At 73.5% G+C, this 13,697-nt stretch carries 11 protein-coding genes and 1 pseudogene; 5 read left to right on the top strand and 7 right to left on the bottom strand.

The window, feature by feature from the left end; genetic code table 11:
* Nucleotides 1-159: 159 nt before the first annotated feature.
* Nucleotides 160-930: a GNAT family N-acetyltransferase gene (locus tag ACFY3C_RS01780; RefSeq protein ID WP_390769316.1), complete on the top strand. Its 771-nt coding sequence runs from the start codon at nt 160-162 to the stop codon at nt 928-930.
* A complete protein-coding gene (locus ACFY3C_RS01775; protein ID WP_390769315.1) occupies nt 930-1,778 on the top strand; it encodes a lysophospholipid acyltransferase family protein in 849 nt (282 codons plus the stop codon). The genes ACFY3C_RS01780 and ACFY3C_RS01775 overlap by 1 nt, the downstream gene beginning before the upstream one ends.
* Here the strand turns inward: ACFY3C_RS01775 and ACFY3C_RS01770 are convergent.
* Together ACFY3C_RS01770 and ACFY3C_RS01765 are read right to left on the bottom strand one after the other, a co-directional pair.
* Nucleotides 1,754-4,092, bottom strand: a pseudogene (locus ACFY3C_RS01770) (ATP-binding cassette domain-containing protein). The gene ACFY3C_RS01775 and the pseudogene ACFY3C_RS01770 sit on opposite strands and share 25 nt — an antisense overlap.
* 70 nt (nt 4,093-4,162) lie before the next feature.
* Entirely contained in the window at nt 4,163-4,354 is a 192-nt protein-coding gene (locus ACFY3C_RS01765; RefSeq protein ID WP_390769314.1) for an antitoxin, read from the bottom strand.
* 194 nt (nt 4,355-4,548) lie between these two features.
* On the opposite strand from ACFY3C_RS01765, the gene ACFY3C_RS01760 reads away from it, so the two are divergent.
* Nucleotides 4,549-7,026, top strand: a complete 2,478-nt coding sequence (locus tag ACFY3C_RS01760) for an ATP-dependent Clp protease ATP-binding subunit (protein WP_390769313.1) — start codon at nt 4,549-4,551, stop codon at nt 7,024-7,026.
* 5 nt (nt 7,027-7,031) lie between these two features.
* Here ACFY3C_RS01760 and ACFY3C_RS01755 read toward each other — a convergent pair whose 3' ends face one another.
* From ACFY3C_RS01755 to ACFY3C_RS01740, 4 genes are all read right to left on the bottom strand, one after another.
* Complete coding sequence (locus ACFY3C_RS01755; protein ID WP_390769312.1) at nt 7,032-8,036, bottom strand: LLM class flavin-dependent oxidoreductase; 1,005 nt, start codon at nt 8,034-8,036, stop codon at nt 7,032-7,034.
* Between the two features lie 34 nt (nt 8,037-8,070).
* On the bottom strand, nt 8,071-9,456 hold the full coding sequence (locus tag ACFY3C_RS01750) for an FAD-binding oxidoreductase (protein WP_386576791.1): 1,386 nt from the start codon (nt 9,454-9,456) through the stop codon (nt 8,071-8,073).
* Between the two features lie 406 nt (nt 9,457-9,862).
* On the bottom strand, nt 9,863-11,536 hold the full coding sequence (locus ACFY3C_RS01745) for a LuxR C-terminal-related transcriptional regulator (protein ID WP_390769311.1): 1,674 nt from the start codon (nt 11,534-11,536) through the stop codon (nt 9,863-9,865).
* 107 nt (nt 11,537-11,643) lie between these two features.
* Nucleotides 11,644-12,018 carry a (2Fe-2S) ferredoxin domain-containing protein gene (locus ACFY3C_RS01740; RefSeq protein WP_390769310.1) on the bottom strand — a complete coding sequence of 125 codons (375 nt, stop codon included), beginning with the start codon at nt 12,016-12,018 and terminating at the stop codon, nt 11,644-11,646.
* Nucleotides 12,019-12,175: 157 nt separating this feature from the next.
* On the opposite strand from ACFY3C_RS01740, the gene ACFY3C_RS01735 reads away from it, so the two are divergent.
* Together ACFY3C_RS01735 and ACFY3C_RS01730 are read left to right on the top strand one after the other, a co-directional pair.
* A complete protein-coding gene (locus ACFY3C_RS01735; RefSeq protein WP_386576788.1) occupies nt 12,176-12,820 on the top strand; it encodes a dihydrofolate reductase family protein in 645 nt (214 codons plus the stop codon).
* 43 nt (nt 12,821-12,863) lie between these two features.
* Nucleotides 12,864-13,355, top strand: a complete 492-nt coding sequence (locus ACFY3C_RS01730; RefSeq protein ID WP_386576787.1) for a hypothetical protein — start codon at nt 12,864-12,866, stop codon at nt 13,353-13,355.
* Nucleotides 13,356-13,385: 30 nt separating this feature from the next.
* On the opposite strand, the gene ACFY3C_RS01725 is transcribed toward ACFY3C_RS01730, so the two are convergent.
* Entirely contained in the window at nt 13,386-13,601 is a 216-nt protein-coding gene (locus tag ACFY3C_RS01725) for a dodecin (protein WP_097258557.1), read from the bottom strand.
* Between the last annotated feature and the right edge of the window lie 96 nt (nt 13,602-13,697).

Raw genomic sequence — 13,697 nt, 5'->3', positions numbered from 1 at the left:
TTCCGCCGGCACCCTCACCCACGCCGTTCAACAAGCCCACACCCACTCTCCGGCCACCCGTCACGCGGACGCCAACCGGCGTCGGAAGAACAGGACCGGCAGAGCGGACCGCCGCTTTGCCGCTCCCGCCGACCCCGGCCCGTGACCATGGAGAGAGCCATGACCGGCGTCACCACGCTCGACCGTCCTCCGCAGCCCGCGGCACCCACCCGCTACACCGTCACCCTCGCCCGTGACGAGGCCGACGTCCGTGCCGCGCAGCGGCTGCGGCACGACGTCTTCGCCGGAGAGATGGGCGCCCTGCTGACCACCTCACAGCCGGGCCTCGACGTCGACCCGTTCGACGCTTACTGCGACCACCTGCTCGTGCGCGACACCGTGACCGGGCAGGTCGTCGGCACCTACCGGCTGCTGCCGCCGGAGCGCGCGGCGGTCGCCGGCCGGCTCTACTCGGAGGGCGAGTTCGACCTCGCCCCGCTCGACGGGATCCGGCCCGGCCTGGTCGAGGTCGGCCGCTCCTGCGTGCACCCCGACCACCGGCACGGCACGGTCATCGGCCTGATCTGGGCAGGGATAGCCCGGTACATGGTCGACCGGGGCCACGAGTGGCTGGCGGGCTGCTGCTCCGTGCCGCTCGCAGACGGCGGCGCGCTGGCCACGGCCACCTGGGAGCGGGTGCGCGCGGGGCACCTGGCGCCCGAGGAGTTCCGGGTACGGCCCCTGCTGCCGTGGACCCCGAACGCCGAGGCTCCGGCCGACCGCGTGGAACTGCCCGCCCTGCTGCGCGGCTACGTCCGCCTCGGCGCCTGGGTGTGCGGGGAGCCCGCGCACGACCCGGACTTCGGGGTCGCCGACCTGTACGTGCTGCTGTCGATGCGCCGGGTCAACCCGCGCTATCTGAAGCACTTCCTCTCCCTCGTGCCGGCCTGATGAGCGTCTGGCTGCCCAGCGCGCCCTGCACCCCGGGCGCCTGCGTGGAGCCGGCCGCACCCGCAGCGGCCGTACCCCGGGCCGTGCTGCGGCTCACCGCGGTCACCGCCTTGGTGCTGGCCGGGATCGTGCTGTCCCCGCTCGGCGGGAGGATCCCCGCCGAGTGGGTCAGGCGGTGGTGCCGGTCGATCGTGCGGGCCATCGGGGTCCGGGTCCGCTTCACCGGCACCGCCGCACCGGACGGTGGTCTGCTGCTGGTCGCCAACCACGTCTCGTGGCTGGACATCCCGCTGCTGGCCGCCGTACGCCCCGCCCGGATGCTCGCCAAGACCGAGATCCGTGACTGGCCCGTGGCGGGGGCCCTGGTCGCGCGCGGCGGGGCGGTGTTCATCGAGCGCGACCGGCTGCGCGCGCTGCCCGACACGGTCGCCCGGATCGCGCACGTCATGCGGGAGGGCGCGGCCGTGGTCGCCTTTCCCGAGGGCAGCACCTGGTGCGGGCGGGCGCACGGCCGCTTCCACCGGGCCGTCTTCCAGGCCGCGCTGGACGCGGGCGTGGCCGTGCAGCCGGTCCGGCTGCGCTACCGCCAGGACGGGGGAGGGGCCGCGAGCACCGCGGCCGCGTTCGTCGGCGAGGACACCCTGCTCGCCTCCCTGTGGCGGGTCGCCCGCGCGCGGGGCCTGGTGGCCGAGGTCGACATCCGGCCCGTGATACCGCCCGGCGCCCAGCCCGACCGCCGTTCCCTCGCCCACGCCGCCCAGCCGGTCCCCTCCGAGGCCGCCTGGACCCATGTGGTCCTGCTGGAGCCGAAGGCCGCCCCGAGTCAGGGCATGACCCGGGCCAGATAGGGCGCCGTGGCGCTGCCCGCCGCCCGCGCCACCCGCTGCGGCGGCCCGGCCGCCACGATGCGCCCGCCCCGGTCGCCGCCGCCCGGCCCGAGGTCGATCACCCAGTCCGCCTCGGCGACCACGGTCATGTCGTGCTCGACCACGACCACCGTGTGCCCGGCGTCGACCAGCCCGTGCAGCCGGTCCATCAGCACCTCGACATCGGCCGGGTGCAGACCGGTCGTCGGCTCGTCCAGCAGGTAGAGGGTGTGGGCACGGCGGCCGCGCTGCAGCTCGCTCGCCAGCTTGATCCGCTGGGCCTCCCCGCCGGACAGCTCGGTGGCGGGCTGGCCCAGACGCAGATAGCCGAGGCCCACGTCGAGCAGCGTGCCCAGGCTGCGGGCAGCCCCCGGGGTGTCAGCGAAGAACCCGGCCGCGTCCTCGACGGTGAGGTCCAGGACCTCGGCGATGTTCCGTCCCCGGTAGGCCACCCGCAGGGTCTCGGGGTTGTAGCGGGCGCCCGCGCAGTCCGGGCAGGGCGCGTACGTGCTCGGCAGGAACAGCAGCTCGACGCTGACGAACCCCTCGCCCTGGCAGGTCTCGCAGCGCCCGCCGGCCACGTTGAAGGAGAACCGCCCGACGCCGTAGCCGCGCTCCCGCGCCGCGTCGGTGGCGGCGAACACCTTCCGTACGACGTCGAACAGGCCGGTGTAGGTGGCCAGGTTGGAGCGCGGAGTGCGCCCGATCGGCCGCTGGTCCACCCGGACCAGACGGCCGACCCCGGCCAGGTCCTGAGTCAGTTCGCCGATGAGCGTGGACTTCCCGGAGCCGGACACACCGGTGACGGCGGTGAACGCGCTCAGCGGGAACTCGGCCGTCACCCCGCGCAGGTTGTGCCGGGTCACGGGACCCACCTTCAGCCAGCCGCGCGGCTCGCGGACCTCACGCGCCGGACCCGGGGCCTCGTCGAAGAGGTAGCGGGCCGTGGCCGACTCCTCGACCGAGGCCAGCTCGGCCACCGGGCCGCTGTACAGCACCTGTCCGCCGTGCTCGCCCGCGCCGGGACCCACGTCCACCAGCCAGTCCGCGCCGCGCACCACCGCCAGGTGGTGTTCGACCACGAACACCGAGTTCCCGGCCGTCTTGAGCCGGTCCAGCACCGCGAGCAGCGCCTCGGTGTCCGCCGGGTGCAGTCCGGCCGACGGCTCGTCCAGCACGTACACCACGCCGAACAGTCCGGAGCGCAACTGGGTGGCCAGCCGCAGCCGTTGCAGCTCGCCCGCGGACAGGGTGGGGGTGGCCCGGTCCAGGCTGAGATAGCCGAGGCCCAGTTCGACCACCGGCGCGATCCGGGACTTCAGGTCGTCGGTGAGGACCCGGGCCGTCTCGGTGCCGCCGTCGAGCAGCCCGGCCAGGTCGGTCAGGGGCAGCGCGGCCAGCTCGGCGATGGTCCGGCCGCCGAAGGTCACCGCCAGCGCCTCGGGCCGCAGCCTGCTGCCCCGCACACCGGGCAGGGCGCACTGGTCAGGAAGCGCTCCGCCTTCGCCCGCAGGGTCGGGGACTTGGTGTCGGAGAACGTCTTCATGACGTACCGGCGGGCGCTCATGTACGTGCCCTGGTACGGCCGTTGGATCCGGTCGGCGTCCCGCACCGGGTGGACGGTGACGACCGGCTGCTCGTCCGTGAAGAGGATCCAGTCCCGCTGCTCGGCGGGGAGTTCGCGCCAGGGCCGGTCCACGTCGTACCCGAGCGTGTCGAGGATGTCGCGCAGGTTCTTGCCCTGCCAGGCCCCGGGCCACGCGGCGATCGCGCCCTCGCGGATCGACAGCGAGGGGTCGGGCACCAGCAACTCCTCGGTGGTGCGGTGCACTTGGCCCAAGCCGTGGCACTCCGGGCAGGCACCGGCCGCCGTGTTCGGGGAGAACGCGTCCGAGTCGAGCCGCTCGGCGCCGGGCGGATAGTCACCGGCGCGCGAGTACAGCATGCGCAGGGAGTTCGAGAGGTTGGTGACCGTGCCCACGGAGGAGCGGGAGGTGGGGGCCGAGCGTCGCTGCTGGAGGGAGACCGCCGGCGGCAGCCCGGTGATCTCGCCGACCTTGGGCGCCCCGACCTGGTGGATCAGCCGGCGCGCGTACGGCGCGACCGACTCGAAGTAGCGTCGCTGCGCCTCGGCGTACACGGTGCCGAACGCCAGGGACGACTTCCCCGAGCCGGACACGCCGGTGAACACGGCCAGTACGTCCCGCGGGATGTCCACGTCGACACCCTTGAGGTTGTGCTCGCGGGCACCGCGGACACGGACGTAGGGGTCGTACGGATCATGAGGGCTGTGCATCGGGGGGACACTCCGTACGGGCCTGTCGGGGCGGGGACAAACCCCGCGATTCTAGCCCGCCGGGTCCCGGCTACGGATGCGGAGGGGTGTCCCGCTCCTGGCTTCCGAGCTCGTCCTTCAGCCTCTGCTGGGCGGTGTCGACCTGCGACTTGTACTTGTCCTGGGTCTTCTCGTCGACGTAGTCGCCGGCCTTGTCGATGCCCTTGTTCGCCACGTCCTCGTGGCCCTTGAGCATGCTCTTGATCTTGTCCAGCATGGACATGGCATCCCTCCTGAGGGATAGACGCTCCGCGTTCCAGGGTCTCCGGCCGTGACACGGCTCGCATCTCGGCGGGCGGGGGCGCGCGGAGCGAGAGCGCGGCGCGTGAGCCCGCCGGGGAGGCGCAAGTGCACGCGTGTCCCTTATGTGCGAGTTTGGGGGACGGACGCCTGCCGCCGCAGAAAGGCCTGCCCCTCATGAGCACTCCCGGTTTCGGATTCGGACGCAGCCCGTTCGAGGAGTTCGACGAGCTGATGTCCCGGTTCTTCGGCAGCGGCGGCCCGGCCGCGTCCGCCCGCCGGCCGCAGCGCGTCGACATCGGCAGCCTGCTGTCCGAACGGGCCCGGGACCTGGTGGCCGAGGCCAGGGACATCGCCGCGATCGAGGGCAGCGAGGAACTCGACGCCCGGCACCTGCTGGCCGCCGCCACTCACAACGAGTCCACCCGGCGCCTGCTCACCGAGGCCGGCGCCGACCCCGACCGCATCCGGGAGCGGCTCGGCACCGGCGCGAACGGCGGCGAGAAGACCGAGCCGAACACCCTCACCCCGGCCGCCAAGCGCGCCCTGCTCGACGCCTACCAGATCTCGCGCGCCGAGGGCGACTCCTACATCGGCCCCGGTCACATCCTGCGCGCACTCGCCGCGAACCCGGAGTCGGCGGCCGGGCAGACGCTCGGCGAGGGCGGCTGGGAGCCGGCCAGGCTGCCCACCGAGGGCAGCGCCGAGCGGAAGAAGCCCAGCACCACGCCGACCGTGGACGAGTACGGCCGCGACCTCACCGAGGACGCCCGCCAGGGCCGCCTCGACCCGGTGATCGGACGCGAGGAGGAGGTCGAGCAGACCATCGAGGTCCTCTCCCGGCGCAGCAAGAACAACCCCGTCCTGATCGGCGACCCCGGCGTCGGCAAGACGGCCGTGGTCGAGGGCATCGCCCAGCGCATCGTCGCCGGGGACGTGCCGAAGACCCTCGAAGGCAAGCGGCTGGTCTCGCTGGACCTGGCCGGGATGGTGGCCGGCACCAAGTACCGGGGCGAGTTCGAGGAGCGGCTGAAGAAACTGCTGGAGGAGGTCCGCGAGCACGCCGACGAACTGGTGCTGTTCCTTGACGAGCTGCACACCGTCGTCGGTGCCGGAGGCGGCGGCGAGGGCGCCATGGACGCGGGCAACATGCTCAAACCCGCCCTGGCCCGCGGCGAGTTGCACCTGATCGGCGCGACGACCGTGGACGAGTACCGCAGGCACATCGAGAAGGACGCCGCCCTGGAGCGCCGCTTCGCGCCCATCCTGGTCGGCGAGCCCAGTGTGGACGACACCATCGAGATCCTGCGCGGCCTGCGCGACCGGTACGAGGCCCACCACCAGGTCCGCATCACCGACGAGGCGGTCGTCGCAGCGGCCGAGCTGTCCGACCGGTACATCACCTCCCGCTTCCTGCCCGACAAGGCCATCGACCTGATGGACCAGGCCGCCGCCCGGGTCCGGCTGCGCGCCAAAACCCCCCTGGCCGACACCCGGGAGGTCGAGGACCGCATCGCCGCCCTGAACCGGGAGAAGGACCAGGCCGTCGCCGACGAGGAGTACGAGCGCGCCAAGGACCTGCGCGACCGGATCAAGGAGGCCGAGGCCGAGCTGGCCGCCGCGGGCAAGGCGGAGGAGCACGTCCCCAAGGTCACCGCCGAGGACATCGCCCAGGTCGTCTCCCGCACCACCGGCATTCCCGTCTCCCAGCTCACCGAGGAGGAGCGGGAACGGCTGCTGAAGCTGGAGGAGCACCTGCACGAGCGGGTCGTCGGCCAGGACGAGGCGATCACCGCCGTGGCCCGCGCGGTACGCCGCGCCCGCGCCGGCATGAGCGATCCCGACCGGCCCATCGGCAGCTTCCTGTTCCTCGGCCCGACCGGCGTCGGCAAGACCGAGCTGGCCCGCGCCCTCGCCGCCGCCCTCTTCGGCGACGAGAGCCGCATGATCCGCCTCGACATGAGCGAGTTCCAGGAGCGGCACACCGTCTCCCGCCTGGTCGGGGCGCCTCCCGGATACGTCGGCCACGAGGAGGCCGGCCAGCTCACCGAGGCGGTGCGCAGACAGCCGTACACCGTGCTGCTGCTGGACGAGGTGGAGAAGGCCCACCCGGACGTCTTCAACACCCTGCTGCAGCTCCTGGACGACGGCCGGCTCACCGACTCCCAGGGCCGCACGGTCGACTTCAAGAACACCGTGGTCATCATGACGTCGAACATCGGCGCCGACCGCATCCTGGCCGCCGGCACCGAGGACTACACCAAGGTCCGCGACGCCGTCATGCCCGCCCTCCAGCAGCACTTCCGGCCCGAGTTCCTCAACCGCATCGACGAGATCATCGTCTTCCGCGGCCTGGACCGCACCCAGCTGCGCCAGATCGTCGACCTGCTGCTGGAGCACACCCGGCGCCGGCTGCACGCCCAGGACGTCACCATGGAGGTCACCGACGCGGCCGCCGAACTCCTCTCGAACATCGGCTACCAGCCCGACTTCGGTGCCCGCCCGCTGCGCCGCACCATCCAGCGCGAGGTGGACGACCGCCTCGCCGACATGCTGCTGTCCGGGCAACTCGTACCGGGCGACCGCGCGGTGGTGGACGCGGCGGACGGCTCCATCGTGATGCGCGCGGACAGACCGGCCGACATGCAGGGCTGAGCCGCTCAGTCGCGGGGTGCGAAGAGGGCGGCGAGGCGCCGGTAGGAGTCCAGCAGCGCCGTACGGTCGTACGAGCTGGTCGTGACCAGGACCTCGTCCGCGCCCGTCTCCTTCAGCACCGTCTCCAGCTCGTGCGCGACCTGGTCCTCGGTGTCGGCGAGGTGACCGGCGAGACCGGACTCGTAGAAGTCCCGCTCCTTCGCGGTCATCGCGCGGGCCTCGATCTCCTCGGCCGGGGCCAGGGGCGGGAAGCTGCCGTGGGTCCGCGCGTGCGCCATGGCCCAGGCCTCCGGGACCAGCAGCCGCCGCGCGGCCTGAGCGGTGCCGGCGACCGCGATCGTGCCGGAGATCACCACATACGGCTCGGACGCCCACGAGGAGGGGCGGAACCGGGCGCGGTACTCGTCGATGCCGCGCAGCATCTTCTCGCGGCCCCGCAGGTCACCGATGACCATCGGCAGGCCGGCGCGGGCCGCGATTTGCGCGCCCTCGCCCATGGCCAGCACGAACGGCGGCACCCGCAGGCCCTCCGCCGGGCGGGCGTGCACCCCGGTCGGCGAGGTGCCCTCGAACCAGCCGAGCAGTTCGCCGAGTTGCGCCCCGAAGTCCTCGGCGTCGTCCTTGTCCCGCCCGAGGGCCTTGCGCACTCCGCCGGTGAAGCCCACGGAACGGCCGAGCCCCATGTCGATCCGGCCCGGGAAGAGCGACTCCAGCACGCCGAACTGCTCGGCCACCACCAGAGGTTGGTGGTTGGGCAGCATGACCCCGCCGGTGCCCACCCGGATCGTGCGGGTCGCCGCGGCCACGGCGGCGGCGAGCACGGTCGGCGCCGACCCGGCGACCCCGGGCACGCCGTGGTGCTCGGACACCCAGAACCGGTGATAGCCGAGCGCCTCCGCCTCCCGCGCCAGCGCGACCGTGTCCCGCAGCGCCTCGCCGGGCGGCCGGCCCGCACGGGTGCGGGAACGGTCGAGGACGGAGAAGCGGGTCGCGGCGGTCACGGAACTCATACGAGGTTCAACACCCTGGAGCCCGCAGGATTCCTCACGGCGCGATGTTGTGGTTCAGCCGGAACAGGTTGCCCGGGTCGTAGCGCCGCTTCAGCTCCACCAGACGGGCGTGGTTGCCGCGGTAGTTGTCGCGTACGCGGTCCTGGTCGTCGCCGTCCATGAAGTTCACGTAGCCGCCCCCGGCCGAGTACGGCTCCAGCGCCCGGTGGAAGGCGCGCGCCCACTCCTTCTGGGCCTCACAGCCCGCCCGGGTGGTCAGGGTCGGGCTGAGCGCGGTCGAGAAGCAGGCGTCCCGGTAGGCGAACGCGGTGTCCTGCGGCCCGACCCGGTGGCAGGCGCCGTCGACCGGGAAGATCACCGTCGCGCTCTGGACGGAGGGGGTCGTGGCGGCGTACTCGACGTACGCGTCGATCGCCCCGTCCGGCAGGCCACGGCTGAAGGTGCCCTTCCAGTAGTGGAAAAGACCGGCGGGCAGCAGCTCGTCGAAGAACGTGTTGACCAGCGGATACGGGATGCGCCCCACGTACTGGCCGACCACCGGACCCAGCCCGGCCAGCCGGGCGCGGACCCGGTCGTCCTCCTCCTGCGGCCCGGTCCAGCACAGGACCACTCCGCACAGCGGCCGCCCGTGCCGGCGCTCGGGCAGGAACGGCACCGGCGGTCCCAGCCCGAGGACGAACAGCGCGCCGAGCCGCTCGTCGGACTCGGCGATCAGCTCCCGGTAGCGGCGCAGCACATCGGCGTCGAGCGGGTAGAACGTCGGGCCGCCGAGGACGTCGGCCACGGGGTGCAGCCGGAACACGAAGGACGTGACGACCCCGAAGTTCCCGCCGCCCCCGCGCACCGCCCACAGCAGCTCCGGGTGGCGCTCCTGCGTGCAGGTCAGGAAGGACCCGTCGGCCGTCACCAGGTCTACGGAGACCAGGTTGTCGCAGGCCAGGCCGCAGCGGCGGGCCAGATGGCCCATGCCTCCGCCGGTCGTCAGGCCGCCGACACCGGTCGTGGAGACGACTCCGCCGGTGGTGGCCAGGCCGAAGGCGTGCGTGGCGTGGTCGACGTCCGCCCAGGTACAGCCGCCCCCGACCCGGGCGGTGCGCGATCGCGGGTCGACCCGGACCCCGCGCAGCCGGCCGAGGTCGAGGACCACGCCGTCGTCGCAGGTCCCGTAGCCGGGCACGCTGTGTCCGCCGCCGCGCACCGCGAGCGGCAGGCCCTGGTCGCGGGCGAAGTCCACCGTGGCGATCACGTCGCCCGCGTCGACGGCCCGGACGACGATCGCCGGCCGCTTGTCGTGCATCGCGTTGTAGACCCTGCGGGCCTCGTCGTAGCCCGGGTCGCCCGGCTCGACGATCCCGCCGCGCACGGCTCCGCGCAGCCGCCCGAGGAGCCGGCCGTCCAGGGCCGGTGGGGACGTGGTCATGGCCGCCACCCGCCTTCCGCGTCGGTGTACCGCCGGTCTACCCGCCCGGGCGGGTGGCGCTCATCGCCCAAACGGCCCATCCGCGCAGGTGGGGGCATGGGCGGGACGGCCCATCACGCGTGGCGGTGCGTGCAGGCGTACGCCGTCGCTGCGGCCCGCGAGGACGGTCGGTGTATCGCCGGTCTACCTGCCCGGGCGGGTGGCGCTCGTCGCCGGAACGGCCCATTCGCGCAGGTGGGGGCATGGGCGGGACGGCCCATCACGCGTGGCGGTGCGTGCAGGCGTACGCCGTCGCTGCGGCCCGCGAGGACCGGTCGGTGTGTCGCCGGTCTACCTGCCCGGGCGGGTGGCGCTCGTCGCCGGAACGGCCCATTCGCGCAGGTGGGGGCACGGGCGGGACGGCCCATCACGCGAGGCCGTGCGTGCAGGCGTACGCCGTCGCCGCGGCCCGCGAGGACACGTCGAGCTTGGCGAAGATGTTGTTGAGGTGCCGGGCGACGGTGTGCTCGCTGATCACCAGTTCCGCGGCGATGGCCCGGTTCGTACGGCCCGCCGCGACCAGCCGCAGCACCTGGATCTCGCGCTCGGTGAGCCCGCCCGGCGGCTCCTCGCGCAGGCCGGCGAGGAGGGCTGCCGCCCGGCGGGCATCCGGTGCGGCGCCCAGCTCCTCGAAGGCCTGCCGGGCCGCCCGCAGCTCCATCCGGGCGCCCTCGTCGTCCCCGGCACTCCGGTCGGCGGCGGCCAGGAGCATCCGCACCTGGGCCGCCTCGTACGGCACCCCCAGCCCCAGCCAGACGGCCAGTGCCCGGTGCAGCAGGGGCAGCGCGCGGTCGAGGTCGCGCTCCGCGAAGGCCACCGCTGCGCCGGCAGCCGCGGCGCTCGCGTGCAGCAGGGTCGCCGCCGAGCCGCACCGCAGCTGCCACTCCAGGGCCAGGGCGTCCAGCTCCTCGGCCGCCGCCCGGGCCTCGTCGAGCCGGCCGAGCGCGAGGCAGACCTCCACCTGGGCGGCGAGCAGCCGGCACCGCTCGACCCGGCCCGTCCCGTCCCCGGCGACGGCCAGCCGCAGTCCCGCGGCCGAGGCCTCGGCCCTGCCCTGCGCCAGCCGCAGCAGTGCGAGGCCCGGCTGCGGGTCGCGGCCCAGCTCGTGCGCGCGCTCGTAGGCCTCCTCGGCCGCGGCCGTCTCGCCGCGCCGGCGCCGGATCTCTCCGGTCAGGTAGCAGGCCTCGGCCGCCAACCGCCGCTCGTAGGGCAGCAGTTCCTCGCAGGTCCGGACGGCCTCGGTCAGCGCCAGGGGCCAGCGGCCGCGCAGCTCCAGCACCTGTACCCGGTGCACCCGGCACAGCCCCCGGAAGTTGTTCTCCGCCGGCATCGAGGCGCACCACCGGATGGCCGCCTCGGTCCACTCCGCGGCGCGTTCGAGGTCGGCGCAGGCCATGCACTGCTGCAGGCCCAGACAGTAGATCCAGCCGGTGAAGAAGGCGCTCAGCTCGCCCGCCACGGCCGAGCACATCGCCTCGTCGAGAAGGTCGAGCCCGGCGGCGACCCGGCCCCGGGCCACCAGGACGCCCGCCTGCGCCTGGACGCTCATGGCGTACAGGTCGGCGCTGCCGCAGCGGCGCGCGATCGCCGCCATGCGCCGGGCCGAGGCCATCGCCTCGTCGAACGCGCCGCGCTCCTGCGCCTGCTCCGTGTCCATCCAGACGAGGAAGCACTGCTCGGCGCACTCGGGCTCGGCGCGCAGATGCCGCCGGGCCCGGCGCAGCCAGCCGGTGGCCATGGCCGTACGGCCCGCCAGGTGGTGCTCGTAGAAGAGCAGCCACGCCATGAATCCGGCCTGCCGGTCGGCACCGGCCGCCACGTACCCGGCGTAGGCCCGCATCCGCTGGGCGACGGACTCCTCGACCCGGCTCGTCCACCAGGCGGCGTCGGCGAGCGCGGCCCAGTCGTCGGGGGTGAGATCAGCAGGGTCCAAGCCGTGCAACAGCCGGTACGCGTCGGCCCACGCCTCCCGGGCCACGGCGTCCCGTGCCCGTCGCAGCGCGTCCGGCGTCGCCGTCGCGCCGGCCGTCCGACCACTCACACGCGGCTCCCTTCTCGCTCCTCGCGAGCAGGACGCCCCCTCATACGGTAGTCCGGCCCGGCCCTCGGGGCGCAGCAGGCCGGCTCGCCCGCGGCCGGCCGCGCCGGTCACCGGCCCGACCGTGTCCGTGCGCCTCGTGGGGCCTCGATCATCTGCAGCTCAAGGGCGAGCGGCGGCTCGGCCAGCCCGGGCCCGCCCGTCCGCGCCCACTCGGCGACCTCGGCCGTGCAGTCGTCGTCCAGGGCGAACCCGATCCACACCGGCCTGCCGCCCGCCCGCCGCCCCTCGGCCGAGGGGCGTACGACCACGACGTTCGCCTGGTCGCACGGCCCCAGGCAGTCGGTCGTGCGCACCGCGAAGCCGCCCTCGGCCGCGGCGGCCCGCAAACGGTCCAGCTGGCCGTCGTGATCGGTACCGGGGTGCTTGGCCGGGTTGCCGCAGCAGCAGCCCCGGCAGACGACGAGGGTGGGAACAGAAGGCATGGGAGAAGCATGAGGCCCGCGCTCCTGGGGAGTTGACGCAGGGGTGGCTGGTCGAAAAAAGTTACGCGCCGCCGTCGATCCGCCCCTGTCCCGTTCGACGTGATGGTGTGGGGCGCCTCGCCACACGATGACGCGACCGGACCTGACGAGGAAACACATGGATCAACTGCTGAGAGTCATGAACTTCAACGTCTCGAGTGACGGAATCGGTGCCGGTGAGCACCAGAGTCTCGAGCGGCCGTTCGGCCTCGACGGTGCCGAGAGGCTGTTCGCCTGGGCCGGCGCCACCGCGAGCTGGCCCATGCGCACCGATCCCGGGGGGACCCGGGGCCTCGACGACTACTTCACGCGAGACTTCGCACGCAACATCGGCGCCGAGATCATGGGCCGCAACAAGTTCGGGCCCCAGCGCGGGCCCTGGCACGATCACGAGTGGCGCGGCTGGTGGGGCGACGAGCCCCCGTTCCGCACGCCGGTGTTCGTCATGACCCATCACAAGCGGCCTTCGTTCACGCTCTCCGACACCACCTTCCACTTCGTCGACGGCGACCCGGCCACGGTCCTCGAACGGGCGCGGGAGGCGGCACAGGGCAAGGACGTTCGCCTCGGTGGCGGGGTCACCACCATCAGGGAGTTCCTTGAAGCCGACCTCGTCGACACCATGCATGTGGCGGTCTCGCCCGTGACGCTCGGGTCCGGACTACGGCTCTGGGAGTCACCCCATGAGCTGCTCGACCGGTTCCACCTGGAGGTCGTGCCCAGCCCGAGCGGCGTGACGCACCACCTGTTCTGGCGAAGGTGACGCGAGGGCCCACCCTGTGCGGTCACCGCACTAGGGTGGCCCCGTGACAGACAGCAGTGCGCGCCCGGTTGCCGTGTTCGACCTGGACAACACCCTTGCCGACACCGCCCATCGGCAGCACTTCCTTCAGGCCCGGCCGCGGAACTGGGCCGGGTTCTTCGCGGCCGCGCCCCAGGATCCACCGCTCGCCGAGGGCGTGACGCTCGTCCTGGAGCAGGCTCGCGAGTGCGAGATCGTGTACCTCACGGGGCGGCCCGAGCAATGCCGGCGCGACACGCTCGACTGGCTCGCCGACCAGGCGCTGCCCGAGGGGCGCCTGCACATGCGGAGCAACGCCGACCGCAGGCCCGCCCGGTTCACCAAGCTGGAGATCCTGCGCCGGCTCGCCCGCGACCGCCAGATACGGTTCCTCGTCGATGACGACGAGCTGGTGTGCGACGACGCCGAGCGCGCCGGGTTCGCCGTCGTACGGGCCCGCTGGGCCGCGAAGTCCGCCGCGCTGGAGGACGCCCAGGAGCGTGAGGGCCGGACCTGAGGGCCGGACCTGTGCTGGTCCTGGGGGGGGCTACTCCCCGTCCTCGATGCGGAAGCCCACCTTCAGACCGACCTGCCAGTGCGCGATCTGCCCGTCCTCGATCTGCCCCCTGACCTGCGTCACCTCGAACCAGTCCAGGTTGCGCACGGTCTGGGCCGCCCGGGCGATGCCGTTGCGGATGGCCTTGTCGACGCCGTCGGGGGAGGTGCCGACGATCTCCGAGACCCGGTAGGTGTGGTTGGTCATGTGGTGCTCCTAGCTGTGCCGCCGTGACGGGTGTGTCACGCGTCACTCCACGGTGCCGTATGCGGGGGCGGAGCGCGAGGCGTCGCGGCCGTACCC

Source organism: Streptomyces sp. NPDC001410, assembly GCF_042895235.1.
In the GTDB taxonomy this organism is placed as follows: Bacteria; Actinomycetota; Actinomycetes; order Streptomycetales; family Streptomycetaceae; genus Streptomyces.
The sequence above is the reverse complement of the archived record's forward strand: the minus strand, read 5'-3'. Positions and strand labels throughout refer to the sequence as shown.

What these genes read in the sequence shown, in the direction of transcription:
- ACFY3C_RS01780 (WP_390769316.1), top strand. Translation starts at nt 160, where the DNA reads ATGACCGGCGTCACCACGCTCGACCGTCCTCCGCAGCCCGCGGCACCC.
- ACFY3C_RS01775 (WP_390769315.1), top strand. Translation starts at nt 930, where the DNA reads ATGAGCGTCTGGCTGCCCAGCGCGCCCTGCACCCCGGGCGCCTGCGTG.
- ACFY3C_RS01765 (WP_390769314.1), bottom strand. Translation starts at nt 4,354, where the DNA reads ATGTCCATGCTGGACAAGATCAAGAGCATGCTCAAGGGCCACGAGGAC.
- ACFY3C_RS01760 (WP_390769313.1), top strand. Translation starts at nt 4,549, where the DNA reads ATGAGCACTCCCGGTTTCGGATTCGGACGCAGCCCGTTCGAGGAGTTC.
- ACFY3C_RS01755 (WP_390769312.1), bottom strand. Translation starts at nt 8,036, where the DNA reads ATGAGTTCCGTGACCGCCGCGACCCGCTTCTCCGTCCTCGACCGTTCC.
- ACFY3C_RS01750 (WP_386576791.1), bottom strand. Translation starts at nt 9,456, where the DNA reads ATGACCACGTCCCCACCGGCCCTGGACGGCCGGCTCCTCGGGCGGCTG.
- ACFY3C_RS01740 (WP_390769310.1), bottom strand. Translation starts at nt 12,018, where the DNA reads ATGCCTTCTGTTCCCACCCTCGTCGTCTGCCGGGGCTGCTGCTGCGGC.
- ACFY3C_RS01735 (WP_386576788.1), top strand. Translation starts at nt 12,176, where the DNA reads ATGGATCAACTGCTGAGAGTCATGAACTTCAACGTCTCGAGTGACGGA.
- ACFY3C_RS01725 (WP_097258557.1), bottom strand. Translation starts at nt 13,601, where the DNA reads ATGACCAACCACACCTACCGGGTCTCGGAGATCGTCGGCACCTCCCCC.